Origin of the sequence: Streptomyces sp. 1114.5, assembly GCF_003635085.1 — a bacterium.
Taxonomy (GTDB): domain Bacteria; phylum Actinomycetota; class Actinomycetes; order Streptomycetales; family Streptomycetaceae; genus Kitasatospora.
Genome location: NZ_RBXE01000002.1, coordinates 1,575,872 through 1,590,798, shown reverse-complemented (window position 1 = coordinate 1,590,798; position 14,927 = coordinate 1,575,872). Strand labels below are relative to the sequence as shown.

Here is a 14,927-nt window from a genome sequence, read left to right as displayed (position 1 = left end):
GCCGCAGCAAGGAGGAACCACTGAGCATGGCAGGCACCGAATCGGAGCCCACAGGCGCACGCGACGCCTCGCTGCCGGCCCGCGCCAAGATCGCGGTCACGGCCGGCCGGGTCGCCGCCGCCGTGTCGCGCAAGGCCGGACGCGGGAGCGGCTCGGTGATCGGCGGCAAGGTCGCCCTCAAGCTCGACCCCGACCTGCTCGCCACCCTCGCCGACCACCTCGACGTCGTCCTGGTCAGCGCGACCAACGGCAAGACCACCACCACCCGCCTGATCGCCGAGGCGCTGCGCGCCGCCGGCCCGGTGGTCTCCAACGCCCTGGGCGCCAACATGCCGGCCGGCATCACGTCCGCCCTGGCGGGCGGCACCGAGGCCCGCTTCGGCGTGATCGAGGTCGACGAGAAGTACCTGGCGATGGTCGCCCGCGACACCCGCCCCAAGGCGATCGCCCTGCTCAACCTCTCCCGCGACCAGCTCGACCGCGCCGCCGAGACCCGGATGATGGCCGAGAAGTGGCGCGAGGGCCTGCAGAACACCGAGGCCGTGGTCATCGCCAACGCCGACGACCCGCTGGTGACCTGGGCCGCCTCCTCCTGCAAGAAGGTGGTCTGGGTGGCCGCCGGACAGGCCTGGAAGGAGGACGCCTGGTCCTGCCCCGCCTGCGGCGGTGTGATGCAGCGCCCCGGCGACGACTGGTTCTGCCAGGACTGCGGCTTCCGGCGCCCCAACCCGCACTGGGCCCTCCAGGGCACCCACGTGATCGACCCTCAGCGCGGCGCCTGGCCGATCCAGCTGCAGCTGCCCGGCCGGGCCAACCTGGCCAACGCCACCAGCTCGGCCGCCGTCGCCGCCGTGTTCGGCGTCTCCCCGCAGGTCGCCCTGGAGCGGATGCGCTCGGTGGCCGCCGTGGCCGGCCGCTACGACGTGGTGCAGTACCAGGGCCGCGACATCCGGCTGCTGCTCGCCAAGAACCCGGCCGGCTGGCTGGAGACCTTCTCGCTGATCGACGGCCCGCCCGCCCCGGTGATCCTCTCCGTCAACGCCCTCGACGCCGACGGCACCGACACCTCCTGGCTGTGGGACGTCGACTACGAGCGCCTCGCCGGGCACCCGGTCTTCGTGATGGGCCAGCGCAAGCTGGACCTGGCCGTGCGCCTGGAGGTCGCCGGGCTCCAGTTCCACGTGGTGGACACCCTGGAGCAGGCCGTCCGGATGGCCCCGCCCGGCCGGATCGAGGCCATCGCCAACTACACCGCCTTCCAGCAGCTGCGGAAGGTCGTGGCCGGCTGATGCCGCGCCCGCACTCCCACCTTTACGTGACGGAAGGCCTTCGAGGATGAGTGAGAGCAGCCTGCGCGTGGTCTGGGTCTACCCGGACCTGCTCAGCACCTACGGCGACCGGGGCAACGCCCTGGTCGTGGAGCGCCGGGCCCGCCAGCGCCACCTCAACGTGACCCGGATCGACGTCCGCTCCGACCAGGCGATCCCCACCAGCGGCGACATCTACCTGATCGGCGGCGGCGAGGACCGCCCGCAGCGCCTGGCCGCCGAGCGGCTGCGCGCCGACACCGGCCTGGTGCGGGCCGCCGAGAACGGCGCGATCATCTTCGGCGTCTGCGCGGGCTTCCAGATCATGGGCCACGAGTTCATCAACGACCTCGGCGAGCGCGAGCCGGGCCTGGGCCTGCTCGACGTCTGGACCCAGCGCGGCGAGGGCGCCCGCTGCGTCGGCGACGTGCTCGCCGACGTCGACCCGCGGCTCGGCCTGCCGCAGCTGACCGGCTTCGAGAACCACCAGGGCGTCACCCACCTCGGCCAGGGCGTCCAGCCCTTCGCCACCGTCTCCGTCGGCCGGGGCAACGGCACCGGCGACGGCACCGAGGGCGCCTGGCGGGACACCGTCTTCGGCACCTACCTGCACGGCCCGGTGCTGGCGCGCAACCCCGCCGTGGCCGACATGCTGATCAAGCTGGCGCTGGACGTCAACGCCCTGCCGCCGGCGGACACCACCTGGTACGACGCGCTGCGCGCCGAGCGCATCGCCGCCGCGACGCGCCCCCAGTAGTACCTCCGTACGCCCCGGCCGGGTGCCCGCGATGCGGTCACCCGGCCCGCGGGCGGCCCCGGACGTACGACAATGGGGCTGCCTACTGCACACCCTCCTCGGCAGCAGGCTGCACTTCCGCGCGGGGGCGCCGACGGCGCCGCTCCCGCGTCGGCTCCTGCCCGGCCGGACCAGGGGCCGTATGCTCGACACCACGGTCGGTTTCGGACGTTCTGTCCGGACCGACCGGTCCTTCACCCCACGGCCGACTCCCCGCCACCCCGGCGCGGGAGCGCCCCGCCGCGGTGACGGCTCGTCGTCCCAGCCTGTAGTCCGGCCGTTTCCTCGGTTCTGCTCGGGAGTTGCAAAGCTAATGCGTATCGGAGTGCTGACCAGCGGCGGTGACTGCCCCGGCCTGAACGCGGTGATCCGGTCCGTGGTCCACCGGGGGGTGGTCGACCACGGCGACGAGATCATCGGGTTCGAGGACGGGTGGCGCGGGTTCCTGGAGGGCCACCACCGCCCCCTGACCATCGATTCGGTGAGCGGCATCCTGGCCCAGGGCGGCACCATCCTCGGGTCCTCCCGCGTCCAGCCCAGCCACCTGCGGGACGGCGTCGAGCGGGCCAAGAAGTACTGCTCCGACCTCGGCCTCGACGCGGTCATCCCGATCGGCGGCGAGGGCACCCTCAAGGCCGCCAAGCTGATGAGCGACGCGGGCCTGCCGATCGTCGGCGTGCCGAAGACCATCGACAACGACATCGCCGCCACCGACGTGACCTTCGGTTTCGACACCGCCGTCTCGGTCGCCACCGAGGCCCTGGACCGGCTGAAGACCACCGCCGAGTCCCACCAGCGGGTCATGGTCGTCGAGGTCATGGGCCGGCACACCGGCTGGATCGCGCTGAACGCGGGCATGGCGGCCGGCGCGCACGCCATCGTCGTCCCGGAGCGCCCCTTCCACATCGACAAGCTCACCGCCGTCGTCCGCGAACGCTTCGACCGGCAGAAGAAGTTCGCCATCGTGGTCTGCGCCGAGGGCGCCAAGCCCGAACCCGGCACCATGCACTGGGAGGAGGGCACCAAGGACATCTACGGCCACGAGCGGTTCACCGGCATCGCCACCCAGCTCTCCCGCGAACTGGAGCACCGCCTCGGCAAGGAGGCCCGCCCGGTCATCCTCGGCCACACCCAGCGCGGCGGTACCCCCACCGCCTACGACCGGGTCCTCGCCACCCGCTTCGGCTGGCACGCCGTCGAGGCCGTCCACAAGGGCGCCTTCGGGCACATCACCGCACTGCAGGGCACCAACATCAACCTGGTCCCGCTGGCCGAGGCGGTCGCCGAGCTGAAGACCGTCCCGCAGGAGCGCTACCTGGAGGCCGAGACGGTCCTCTGACCGCCTCTCGCCCCTGCCCGCCCGCCGAAGGCCCCCGGACTCCCGCCCCACGGTCCGGGGGCCTTCGCACGTGCGCCAGGCGCCTTCAGCTGCCGAGCGCCGCGCGGTACCAGGCCGCGGCCTGCGGGAGGCGGGCGAGCGGGCCGGGGCCGGGCGGGCAGGCGGCCAGGCGCCAGACGGCCTCGCTGCGGTACCAGTGGTCGCGGGCGATCAGGGCGAACTGGCGCTCGGACACCTGGCCGGGGGCGGCCGCCAGCAGCCGGCGGCACTCCTCCCACGGCAGGTCCGGGCCGTCCGGCACGGGCAGCAGCCCGAGCGCGGCCAGCGCGGCGATCAGGTCGCCGCTGCGGACCGGCTCGGGGTGGGAGGCGTGGTGGACGCCGGGCGGGGCGGCCCGGCCGTCCAGGGCGAGCGCGGTGATCAGCCGGGCCAGATCGGTGCGGTCCACCAGCGAGATCCGGGCCTCGCCGCCCTCCCAGCGGCCCGGCACCCGGCGGACCAGCTCGGCCAGGGCGGGCACCACCCAGCGGTCGCCCGTCCCGGTCACCAGCCCGGGGCGCAGCACGCAGGCGCCGGCCGCCAGGGCGTGGCGCTCGCCGAGCAGCCGGGTGCGGCTGGCCTCGGACAGCGGGGCGGGCCGCACCTCGTCCACCTCGATGCCCGCGTGCGGGCCCTCCCCGTACACGGCCGAGGTCGAGAGGTGGACGATCCGGGGCACCCCGGCGCGGGTGGCGGCGGCCATCACCGCGGCCGCGCCCCGCACGTTGACCGCCTCGCACTCCTCGGTGCGGCCGTCGACCCGGGAGGCCAGGTGGACCAGCACCCCGGCGCCCTCGCAGAGGTCCGCCAGCGCCGTCGCGTCGGCGAGGTCGCCCGGCACCCAGACGGTGCCGGGACGGGCGCCCTCCGGCACCCTGCGGGCCAGTGCCCGTACCCGTGCGCCGCGCGCCCGGAGGGCCGCCAGCACCTCGGAGCCGATGAAGCCGGTCGCGCCGGTCAGCGCGACCGTGGTCCCCGCCGCAGCTCCCTGTTCCGCTGCCATGACTGGCCCTCCCTGCCGACCAACCGGCCAGTCTAGCCAGCGGGAAACCGACCGGCCGACGGGGGGAGAACGGGAGGGGACACCCGTACGGAGGGGGTGGGGGCAGGGCCCGAGGTAAGGCCCACCTAGGCTGTATGCCAAGCAAAACGGGCGAACCGGACCCCACCGGGGACCACCAGGACGGAAAGCAGGACCCGCCGATGGGCGACGGAATGTCAGGAATGCACCACCACGGCGGGATGACCCGGCTAGGCCCGTTCACCTTCTCCAACGTCTGGACCTGGTCCCCGGACTGGGTGTTCCTGATCGGCGGCCTGGTCCTCCTGGGGCTCTACGCGGCGGGCGTGGTCCGGCTGTACCGGCGCGGCGACCGCTGGCCGGTCGGCCGGATGGTCGGCTGGGCGGCCGGCGTCGCCACCCTGCTGCTGGTGACCTGCAGCGGGCTGAACGACTACGGCATGGTGCTGTTCAGCGCGCACATGATCCAGCACATGGTGCTCTCCATGCTGACGCCGATCCTGCTGCTGCTGGGCGCCCCGATCACCCTGGCGCTGCGGGCTCTGCGCCCGGCCGGCAAGGGCCGCCCGCGCGGGCCGCGCGAGCTGCTGGTGGCGCTGCTGCACAGCCGGTACGTCCGGATCGTCTCGCACCCGGCGTTCACCATCCCGCTGTTCATCGCGAGCCTGTACGGGGTCTACTTCACCCCGCTGTTCGACTTCCTGATGCAGTACCGCCTCGGGCACATCGCCATGATGGTGCACTTCCTCCTCACCGGCCTGGCCTTCTTCTGGCCGATCATGGGCGTGGACCCGGGCCCGCACCGCCCCGGCCACGTGCTGCGGATCATCGAGCTGTTCATGGGGATGCCGTTCCACGCGTTCTTCGGCGTGGCGGTGATGATGGCCGCCCACCCGCTGGTCACCACCTTCACCGCGGAGGGCGCGCCGCCCGGGACGGACCTGCTGGAGGACCAGAAGCTGGCCGGCGGGATCACCTGGGCGTTCGGCGAGATCCCGACCGCGATCGTGCTGATCGCCCTGGTCTACCAGTGGATGGGCTCCGAGCAGCGGCAGGCCCGCCGCCGCGACCGCGCCGAGGACCGTTCCGGCGACGCCGAGCTCGAGGCGTACAACGCCTACCTGGCCTCGCTGCACAAGCGCGACCGGCGCCCGGGCGCGGCCGAGGCGGGCTGAGCCCGGCACCGGTCCCCGGCGCCCGGGACCACCCGGAACCCCCGTTCCCGAGAACCCCCGTTCCGCCGACGGAACGGGGGTTCCGCCGTCTGCGGTCGTACCGACCGGCACGAGGAGGCCCCCGGGTCCGCGGTGACGGACCCGGGGGCCTCCCGGTGGTTCAGCCCGGCCTGGTTCAGCCGAGGTTGGCGAGCGCCTCGTTGAAGGTCTTGGACGGACGCATCACGGCGGCGGCCTTGGCCGGGTCCGGCTGGTAGTAGCCGCCGAGGTCGACCGGCGAGCCCTGGACGGCGATCAGCTCGTCCACGATGACCTGCTCCTGCGAGGTCAGCGCCTCGGCCAGGCCCGCGAAGGCCTGGGCCAGCTCGGCGTCGGCGGTCTGCTTGGCCAGCTCCTGGGCCCAGTAGGTGGCCAGGTAGAAGTGGCTGCCGCGGTTGTCGATGCCACCGAGGCGGCGGCTCGGCGACTTGTCCTCGTTGAGGAAGGTACCGGTGGCGCGGTCCAGGGTGTCGGCCAGCACCTGGGCGCGGGCGTTGCCGGTGGTGGTGGCCAGGTGCTCGAAGCTGGCGGCCAGCGCGAAGAACTCGCCCAGGCTGTCCCAGCGCAGGTAGTTCTCCTTGACCAGCTGCTGGACGTGCTTCGGGGCGGAGCCACCGGCGCCGGTCTCGAACAGGCCGCCGCCCGCCATCAGCGGGACGACCGACAGCATCTTGGCGCTGGTGCCCAGCTCCAGGATCGGGAACAGGTCGGTCAGGTAGTCGCGCAGGACGTTACCGGTCACCGAGATGGTGTTCTCGCCGCGGCGGATGCGCTCCAGCGAGAAGGTGGTGGCCTCGACCGGGGACTTGATCTCGATCTGCAGGCCGGTGGTGTCGTGCTCCGGCAGGTACCGCTTGACCTTCTCGATCAGCACGGCGTCGTGGGCGCGGTTCTCGTCCAGCCAGAACACCGCCGGGTCGCCGGTGGCGCGGGCGCGGGTGACGGCCAGCTTGACCCAGTCCTGGATCGGCAGGTCCTTGGTCTGGCAGGCGCGGAAGATGTCGCCCGGCTGGACGGCCTGCTCCAGCACCACGTTGCCCTCGGTGTCGACCAGGCGGACGGTGCCCGCGGCCGCGATCTCGAAGGTCTTGTCGTGCGAGCCGTACTCCTCGGCCTTCTGCGCCATCAGGCCGACGTTCGGCACCGAGCCGATGGTGGCCGGGTCGAGGGCGCCGTTGGCGCGGCAGTCGTCGATGACGGCCTGGTACACGCCGGCGTAGCTGCTGTCCGGCAGCACGGCGAGGGTGTCGGCCTCCTGGCCGTCCGGGCCCCACATGTGGCCGGAGGTGCGGATCATGGCCGGCATCGAGGCGTCGACGATGACGTCGCTCGGCACGTGCAGGTTGGTGATGCCCATGTCGGAGTCGACCATGGCCAGGGCCGGGCCCTCGGCCAGCTCGGCCTCGAAGGAGGCCTTGATCTCGGCGCCCAGGTGCGGCACGTTGTCGAGGCCGGCCAGGATGCCGCCGAGGCCGTTGTTCGGGTTCAGACCGGCGGCGACGAGGACCTCGCCGTACTTCGCGAAGGTCTTCGGGAAGAAGGCGCGCACGACGTGGCCGAAGATGATCGGGTCGGAGACCTTCATCATGGTGGCCTTGAGGTGCACCGAGAACAGCACGCCCTCGGCCTTGGCGCGGGCCACCTGGGCGGCCAGGAACTCGTTCAGGGCGGCGGCGCGCATCACGGAGGCGTCGACGACCTCGCCGGCCAGCACCGGCACCTTCTCGCGCAGCACGGTGGTGGTGCCGTCCTCGCCCAGCAGCTCGATGCGCAGGGCGCCGTCGGCGGCGATCACGGTGGACTTCTCGGTGCTCGCGAAGTCGTTCCGGCCCATGGTGGCGACGTTGGTCTTGGAGTCGGCCGTCCAGGCGCCCATGCGGTGCGGGTGGGTCTTGGCGTAGTTCTTGACCGACTGCGGGGCGCGGCGGTCCGAGTTGCCCTCGCGCAGGACCGGGTTGACGGCGCTGCCCTTGACCTTGTCGTAACGGGCGCGGACGTCCTTGTCCTCGTCGGTCTGCGGGTCGTCCGGGTAGTCCGGCAGGGCGTAGCCCTGGGCCTGCAGCTCGGCGATGGCGGCCTTCAGCTGCGGCACGGAGGCCGAGATGTTCGGCAGCTTGATGATGTTGGCGCTCGGGGTCTTGGCCAGGTCGCCCAGCTCGGACAGGGCGTCGCCGATCCGCTGGGCCTCGGTCAGACGCTCCGGGAAGCTCGCGATGATCCGCCCGGCCAGGGAGATGTCGCGGGTCTCCACCCGTACACCCGCGGTCGAGGCGTAGGCCTGGACGACCGGCAGGAACGAGTAGGTCGCCAGGGCCGGAGCCTCGTCGGTGTGCGTATAGATGATGGTCGAGTCAGTCATCGGTACTCCGCTTCACGTCTCCAACGTCTTGACGTCAAGATATCTCGTCCCGGGCCCCTCGCTCCACCTCCCCCCGCCCCGGAGCGTGCGCCGGTCCCGCCGGGGGCGCTCCGGCGGCCGCGGGGCGGGGCGCACTGCGCACGCGGGCGGGGCCAACTCCACGGTCGTCCGAGGTGGAGCGCGGGGCAAACCGAGCGCCCCCGGGAAGTGGTGTATTCCGGTCGGGTGAGCCGAACGTCAGGAGTGCGTCAACGCACCACCCCATTCGGTCAACGCTGCGTCAGGACCGCAGACGCCAGGGGCGGGCCGCCCTAGCGTCGAGACAGCAGTTCCGGCAGGCACCACCACCCCACTCGGGAGCATTCGCATGGCCCGCGTCGTCTGGCACGTTCCGGTCACCGCCTCCGGCACCGGAAGCACCACCGCACTCCGCCTCTTCCGCCTGCGCGACGGCCGCCGCTGCGCGGTCGGATTCTCCAGCCCCGAAGCCCTCGCCGCCCTCCTCGGACCGGACCAGGCGTACACCGAACTCGGCGAACCCGCCCTGCGCGGGCTCACCGCCCCGCTCGGGGTCGACTCCCTCGTCCTGGACCCCCGGTTGGTCGCCCCGCCCGCCGCCCCGGCCGCACCGCTCGCCCCGGCCCCGACCGCACTTCTCCAGCACCGGTGAGCGCCCCGCTCCATCTCCTTCCGGGCGGTCTGCTCCCGGGCGGTCCGGCCCCGGAGGGTCGGCCCCGGCCGGCCCGGGCCCTGCACGCGATCGCCCGGGTCAGCTACGGCCCGGTGCCGCTCGACTTCGACCGGCTCGCCGCCGAGTTCCCGGCCGTCCAGAGCGGCCTGGCGCTGGCCGGCGAGGTCGACCTGGAACTCCGCCTCGCCTGCACCGGCCTCCCGGAGTTACGGGCCGTCGCCGCCGCCCTGCACCGTGCGGGCGCCGCCAGGGTCCGCATCGACCTGGTCCTGCGCGCCCTCACCCCGGCCCCGGTGACCCTGCGGCCGGTGCCCTGAGACGTGCCCGGCCCGAGGGCCCGAAAGTCACTCCTGCCCGGGGCGCGGGTCCGGGTTGATCGCCTGGCCGTCGACTGGCTGGCCCCAGACGTCCTCGCCGACCGCGTCGACGCAGTAGCCGCTGCCCTCGACGTGTCCGCCCGCGCCCCGGCACTGCTCGGCGGTGACATCGCGGAGCCCGGTCACCGCCGCCGGAGCAGCGGCGGCGGCCGCGGCACCGGCGGCGAGGGCGAACAGGAGGACGGAGGCGGTCGTGGCGGCCACCCGGGCCAGGTGTGAGCGCTTCATGCCGACCACCCCAGCACGGCCGCCCGCCCACTGCGACCACAGGACGCCCGCCCGGGTGGCCACGACGCCTGCGCCCGTCGCGCCTCGACACCTATGATCCGGCTCGGCACGTCACTCATCGACGCTGGGGGATCACCATGACCGAGCCGTTGCCGACAACCGCCCATGTCCGCCTCTCGCGCGCGACCTTCGACCCGAGCCGGTTCGAGGAGGTCCACGCGATGAACACGAGGACCTCGGCCTACCTGATTCCGGCCATCCAGCGGCTTCCGGGGCTCATCCACTTCTACGCGGGCGTCTCGCCGGAGGGCTCGGCCGTCCACGTCAGCGTCTGGGACTCCGTGGAGCACGCGCGGCAGTTGGACCACCTCAAGGAGATGGTGGTCGATGCCCGCGGGGAGGCGGAAGCGGTCGGCGTGACGTTCACCCCGATCGTCAACTACCCGATCGACTGGACCATCTGACCCGGCGGGCCGCATCCGCAGAGGCGGAACGCCCCCGCGGATGCGGCCCGGCCGGACCTTGGGCCCGGACGGGCCCTAGCCGCGGGCCAGCGCCGCGATCGCCGCGAGCAGCAGCGCCGAGCCGGCCAGCAGGCCGGCCGTGACCGGCTCGCCGAGGAACAGCACGCCGATCACCGCCGCGGTCGCCGGCTCCAGCAGCACCAGCACCGAGGCTGTCGTGCCCGGGACGGCCGTCAGCCCGGTGAAGTACCAGCGGTAGGCGAGCAGCGTGGGCACGGTGCCCAGGAAGAGCAGCGCGGCCCCGGTCACCGCCGGTTCCCCGGCCGTCGGCAGGACGCCCTGGACGGCCGCGAGCGGGAGCAGGCAGAGCAGGCCAGTGGTGAAGGCGCCGGTGCCGGCCCGGGCCGAGCCGCCGCCGCGGGCCCAGAGGGTGAGGCCGCTCTGGCCGGCGCCCGCGAGGACGGCCAGGGCCGCACCCAGGAGCGGGCGCGGGCCGGCCGCCGGGGCGGCGACCAGCAGGGTGAGGCCCGCCAGCGCCAGGGCGACCGCGCCGAGCGCACGCCCGGTCAGCCGTTCGCCGAGCAGCAGGTGGGCGCCGAGCCCGGTGAGCACGGGGCCGGCGCCGATGGTGATCAGGGTGCCCAGCCCCAGGCCCGCGTAGTGCACGGAGCCGAAGTAGGCGCACTGGCTGATCGCCAGCCCCAGCCCGGTCAACACGGCGGAGCCCCACCGAGCGGGGCCCCACCCGGCGGAGCCCCGCCGGACGGCGCCCCGTCCGGCCCGGGCTTCGCCGCCGGTCGGCAGCAGGGCCAGGCAGAGCGCCGCGACTCCGAAGCGCCAGCAGGAGACGGCCACCGGGCCGAGGCCGCTGGTGCGCATCAGCAGCGCGGCCACCGCCCCGCCCACGCCCCAGGCGACGGCGGCGGCGGAAATGGACAACAGGCCGTGCCGGAAGGGCACGGCAGCGTACGAGGTCATGCGTCGGTACTCCACGATGAGATGCCGGTCGGGTCCGCTGGGGTACGCGGGCGGCAGTCATCGCCCCGGCTGTGGGCGGCGTCCGCCGGGCCGGGGTGGGTGGAGTGGGCCGCCCGCTAGCGGGCCGGCGGGGGAAGGATCACGAGACGCACGGGGTCGATCCTACGCGCGGGCGATCGCGAGCCGGCGCCCCACGGACGCCCCTCGATCGATTGCCGTTTACATCCATCGGGATGACTATGCGATTCCGGTCATCCCTATGATCGGGCGGGGTGGTCAATGGTGCCCGAGGGAACGGCGAAGCTCAATTCGCGCTCAAATGCTGAACCTACTGGCCGGTCACGTAACAGACAACTGAACAGAATGCCGCCTACCTGCAGGGATATCAGGCAAAGAAAGTAAACATTCAGTAATGAAATCTGTGCAGAGCTCTATGAATAGCCCTACTGTGTGGCAACTCTCCGCGCTCCCCACCCCGGAGCCCCCACACACAGAGAGATCGCCCATGGCTTCCCTCAACCAGATCTCGCCGCCCGGACAGAGCACCGGCGCCGAATCCGGCACCACCAACCGGTCGCTCAAGCGCCACGTGGGCCTCATCGGCCTCATGTGGGCCTCGGTCGGCTCGATCATCGGCTCCGGCTGGCTGTTCGGCGCGAAGAACGCCGTCGTCGCCGCCGGACCGGCGGCCCTCCTCTCCTGGGGCATCGGCGCCGTCGCGATCGTGCTGCTCGCCTTCGTGCACGCCGAGCTCGGCGGGATGTTCCCGGTCGCCGGTGGCACCGCGCGCTACCCGCACTACGCCTTCGGCGGCCTCGCCGGCATGTCCTTCGGCTGGTTCTCCTGGCTCCAGGCCGCCACCGTCGCCCCGATCGAGGTCGAGGCGATGATCGGCTACGCGGGCCACTGGCAGTTCGCCAAGAGCTTCCTGAACGCCAACGGCACCCTCACCACCAGCGGCTTCATCGTCGCGGTCCTGCTGATGGGTGTCTTCGTCGCGGTCAACTTCCTCGGTGTGCGGGTCCTGGCGGCCACCAACTCGATCGCGACCTGGCTCAAGATCGGCGTCCCGCTGCTCACGATCCTGGCGCTGTCGATCACCAACTTCCACGCCTCCAACTTCACCTCGCACGGCTTCGCGCCGTTCGGTGCCAAGGGCGTGCTCGCCGCGATCAGCTCCAGCGGCATCATCTTCGCCCTGCTCGGCTTCGAGCAGGCCATCCAGATCTCCGGTGAGAGCCGCAACCCCAAGCGCGACATCCCCCGCGCCGTGCTGGGCTCGGTCGCCATCGGCACCCTGATCTACGTCCTGCTGCAGGTCGCCTTCATCGGCTCGCTGCCGGTCAGCTCCTTCGTCAACGGCTGGGACAAGCTCGACTTCCCGGGCATCGAGGGTCCGTTCGCCGGCCTCGCCACCCTGGTCGGCCTCGGCTGGCTCTCCTGGGTGCTGTACTTCGACGCCATCGTCTCCCCCGGCGGCACCGGCCTGATCTACACCACCTCCACCTCCCGCATCTCCTACGGCCTGAGCAAGAACGGCTACGCGCCGCAGCAGTTCGAGAAGCTGGACAAGAACGGCGTGCCGTGGTTCGGCCTGGTCATGTCGTTCATCACCGGCGTGATCTGCTTCCTGCCCTTCCCGAGCTGGCAGGAGCTGGTCGGCTTCATCACCTCCGCCAGCGTGCTGATGTACGCCGGCGCGCCGCTCGCCTTCGGCGCGCTGCGCCGCCGGCTGCCCGACCGCGAGCGCTCCTACCGGCTGCCCTTCGGTGAGATCATCTCCCCGGCCGCGTTCGTGGTCTCCAGCCTGATCATCTACTGGTCCGGCTGGCACACCCTGTCCCGCCTGGGCATGGCGATCGTGCTCGGCTACGGCCTGCTCGGCAGCTACGCCTGGTACGCCACCCGCAAGGGCCTGCCGAACGCGCCCCGGCTGAGCTGGAAGTCCGCCCAGTGGCTGCCGGTCTACCTGCTGGGCCTCGGCCTGATCTCCTGGCAGGGCGGCTTCGGTGACGGCGCCGGCCGGATCCCGATGTGGTACGACATGGCCCTGGTCGCGGTGTTCGCGCTGGCCATCTACTTCTGGGCGATCCGGGTCGCCCTGCCCGCCGAGGCCATCGAGCGGGAGGTCGCCGACGTCGAGGTGGTCGACGCGGGCGGTCACTGACACCCCCTGAGTACCGAAGCACCGAAGGGCCCGCCGGTCGTCGCACGACGACCGGCGGGCCCTTCCGCATGCCGAGGACCGGCCCTCAGAGGGCGAGCACCGTCCGCAGCACCGTGGCGACCTCCTGCTCCGGGTCCAGGACCGGGCCGGGCGAGCGCCAGGCGACGAAGCCGTCCGGACGGACCAGAACCGCTCCCTCCGGGCCGATCCCGTGCAGGGCGGCGAAGTCCGTGCCCGGCTCCGGGGCCAGGTCGTCCTCGGCGCCGTCACCGATCCGGTAGGCGTCCAGCGGGACGGCCAGCCGGTCCGCCGCCCGCCGGGCGCCCGCCTGCCAGGCGCCGCCCTCGGGTCCGGTGAGCAGCACCATCGCCTGCTCGTACAGGTCCAGCGTGGACAGCCGCACCCCCGCCCGCAGCAGCCACTGGTGCGGGGCCCGGCTGCCCGGCTCGCCCGCCGACTCGAACTTCTCGGGGACGACGGCGCCCTCCCGGTCGGCCCCGACCACCGCACCCACCGGGTAGCGGTAGCCCAGCGCCACCGCGAGCACCCCGGCCTGCCGGCCGACGCCCGGCACCACCGCGTAGCCCGGGTGGCTGTGCTCGGCGGAGCGGGCCGAGGCCCGCTCACTGGTCACCCGGGCGACCGGGCGGCGCTCCTGCCCGTACGTCTCCAGCAGCCTCGGCCCGGCCCAGCCGCAGAGCACGGCGGCGAGCTTCCAGGCCAGGTTGTGGGCGTCCTGGATGCCGGTGTTGGAGCCGAACGCACCGGTCGGGGACATCTCGTGGGCGGAGTCCCCGGCGAGGAAGACCCGCCCGACGCCGTACCGATCGGCCACCCGTTCGGCGGCGTGCCAGGGTGCCCGGCCGGTCACCTCGACGTCCAGCTCCGGCAGGCCGACCGCGGTGCGGATGTGCCGCTCGCAGCGCTCGTCGGTGAAGGCCTCCAGCGGCTCGCCGTGCTCGGGGTGCCAGGGCGCGTGGAAGACCCACTCCTCCTGGTTGTCCACCGGCAGCAGCGCACCGTCGGCCTCCGGGTTGGTCAGGTAGCAGGCGATGAAGTGCCGGTCGCCGACGACCTCTGCCAGGCGCTTCGCCCGGAAGGTGATGCTGACGTTGTGGAACAGCTCGCCCTTGCCGCTCTGGCCGATGCCCAGGCGCTCGCGGACCGGGCTGCGCGGGCCGTCCGCCGCGATCAGGAACTGCGAGCGCACCACCCGCTCCTCGCCGTTCTCCCGGCTGCGCAGGACCGAGGTGACGCCCTCGTCGTCCTGCTCGAAGGAGACCAGCTCGGTGCTGAAGCGCACGTCCCCGCCCAGCTCGCGGGTCGCGCGCAGCAGCACCGGCTCCACGTCGTTCTGGCTGCACAGGCACCAGGAGCTGGGGCTGAAGCGGGCCAGCCGGCCGCCCGGGTCGATCTCGCGGAACAGCCACTCCTGCTCGGCGCCGGTCAGCGAGGGGGCCTGCAGGATGCCGTGGTTGGGGGCGAGGACCGAGGCGGCCTCGCGGATGGCCGGTTCGATCCCGGCGACCCGGTACAGCTCCATCGTGCGGATGTTGTTGCCCCGGCCCCGCGGGTGATGCGAGGTGTCGGCGTGCTTCTCGACCAGCAGGTGTCTGACCCCGAGCCGGCCGAGGAAGAGCGAGGCCGACAGCCCGACCAGCGAGCCGCCCACGATCAGGACCGGCACCCGGTCGTCAACCTTCGGATTCATCAATTGCTCCGCCCTGTCAGGGGATTCCGCGGCCCGGCGACTGGACCCGGCGCCGCCCTCGATGGGCCCGCGCAGCCGGGGGCCCCGGTCTTCCATCCCCCGCCGGAGGGGGCCTGTGCCGCCCCTTCGCCCGGATGGCCCGCAAATCTCGCGCCGCACCCGCTGCGCCGCCCACGATCGACCTCAGGCCTGGCGCCGACTGCCCGGGCCGACCGCCGTCGCACCGCCTCCCAGGC

At 73.0% G+C, this 14,927-nt stretch carries 13 protein-coding genes; 8 read left to right on the top strand and 5 right to left on the bottom strand.

The window, feature by feature from the left end; translation table 11 throughout:
* Nucleotides 1-26: 26 nt before the first annotated feature.
* From BX285_RS30235 to BX285_RS30225, 3 genes are all read left to right on the top strand, one after another.
* Nucleotides 27-1,289, top strand: a complete 1,263-nt coding sequence (locus tag BX285_RS30235) for a MurT ligase domain-containing protein (protein WP_097234994.1) — start codon at nucleotides 27-29, stop codon at nucleotides 1,287-1,289.
* 46 nt (nucleotides 1,290-1,335) lie between these two features.
* Complete coding sequence (locus BX285_RS30230) at nucleotides 1,336-2,064, top strand: type 1 glutamine amidotransferase (RefSeq protein WP_097234995.1); 729 nt, start codon at nucleotides 1,336-1,338, stop codon at nucleotides 2,062-2,064.
* A gap of 352 nt (nucleotides 2,065-2,416) precedes the next feature.
* Nucleotides 2,417-3,442 (top strand): 6-phosphofructokinase, encoded by a 1,026-nt coding sequence (locus tag BX285_RS30225; RefSeq protein WP_097234996.1) that lies wholly within the window; start codon nucleotides 2,417-2,419, stop codon nucleotides 3,440-3,442.
* Nucleotides 3,443-3,527: 85 nt separating this feature from the next.
* Here the strand turns inward: BX285_RS30225 and BX285_RS30220 are convergent, their stop codons facing one another.
* Entirely contained in the window at nucleotides 3,528-4,484 is a 957-nt protein-coding gene (locus tag BX285_RS30220) for an NAD(P)-dependent oxidoreductase (RefSeq protein ID WP_121178836.1), read from the bottom strand.
* Between the two features lie 221 nt (nucleotides 4,485-4,705).
* Here BX285_RS30220 and BX285_RS30215 point away from each other — a divergent pair, with 221 nt between their 5' ends.
* Nucleotides 4,706-5,677: a cytochrome c oxidase assembly protein gene (locus tag BX285_RS30215; protein WP_097234998.1), complete on the top strand. Its 972-nt coding sequence runs from the start codon at nucleotides 4,706-4,708 to the stop codon at nucleotides 5,675-5,677.
* 175 nt (nucleotides 5,678-5,852) lie between these two features.
* Here the strand turns inward: BX285_RS30215 and BX285_RS30210 are convergent, their stop codons facing one another.
* A complete protein-coding gene (locus BX285_RS30210; protein ID WP_121178835.1) occupies nucleotides 5,853-8,075 on the bottom strand; it encodes an NADP-dependent isocitrate dehydrogenase in 2,223 nt (740 codons plus the stop codon).
* 367 nt (nucleotides 8,076-8,442) lie between these two features.
* On the opposite strand from BX285_RS30210, the gene BX285_RS30205 reads away from it, so the two are divergent.
* A complete protein-coding gene (locus BX285_RS30205; RefSeq protein ID WP_121178834.1) occupies nucleotides 8,443-8,745 on the top strand; it encodes an SAV_915 family protein in 303 nt (100 codons plus the stop codon).
* Nucleotides 8,742-9,083, top strand: coding sequence for a hypothetical protein (locus BX285_RS30200; RefSeq protein WP_097235001.1), 342 nt, complete (start codon nucleotides 8,742-8,744; stop codon nucleotides 9,081-9,083). Before BX285_RS30205 ends, BX285_RS30200 begins: the two co-directional genes overlap by 4 nt.
* A 27-nt stretch (nucleotides 9,084-9,110) precedes the next feature.
* On the opposite strand, the gene BX285_RS30195 is transcribed toward BX285_RS30200, so the two are convergent.
* Complete coding sequence (locus tag BX285_RS30195; protein WP_143685640.1) at nucleotides 9,111-9,371, bottom strand: hypothetical protein; 261 nt, start codon at nucleotides 9,369-9,371, stop codon at nucleotides 9,111-9,113.
* Between the two features lie 137 nt (nucleotides 9,372-9,508).
* Here BX285_RS30195 and BX285_RS30190 point away from each other — a divergent pair, with 137 nt between their 5' ends.
* A complete protein-coding gene (locus BX285_RS30190) occupies nucleotides 9,509-9,835 on the top strand; it encodes a hypothetical protein (RefSeq protein ID WP_097235003.1) in 327 nt (108 codons plus the stop codon).
* A gap of 75 nt (nucleotides 9,836-9,910) precedes the next feature.
* Here the strand turns inward: BX285_RS30190 and BX285_RS30185 are convergent, their stop codons facing one another.
* Entirely contained in the window at nucleotides 9,911-10,813 is a 903-nt protein-coding gene (locus BX285_RS30185; RefSeq protein ID WP_097235004.1) for an EamA family transporter, read from the bottom strand.
* A gap of 505 nt (nucleotides 10,814-11,318) precedes the next feature.
* Between BX285_RS30185 and BX285_RS30180 the strand changes: the two genes are divergently transcribed.
* Nucleotides 11,319-12,980: an APC family permease gene (locus BX285_RS30180; protein WP_121178833.1), complete on the top strand. Its 1,662-nt coding sequence runs from the start codon at nucleotides 11,319-11,321 to the stop codon at nucleotides 12,978-12,980.
* 85 nt (nucleotides 12,981-13,065) lie between these two features.
* On the opposite strand, the gene BX285_RS30175 is transcribed toward BX285_RS30180, so the two are convergent.
* Nucleotides 13,066-14,691, bottom strand: a complete 1,626-nt coding sequence (locus BX285_RS30175; protein WP_097235006.1) for an FAD-dependent monooxygenase — start codon at nucleotides 14,689-14,691, stop codon at nucleotides 13,066-13,068.
* Nucleotides 14,692-14,927: the final 236 nt, after the last annotated feature.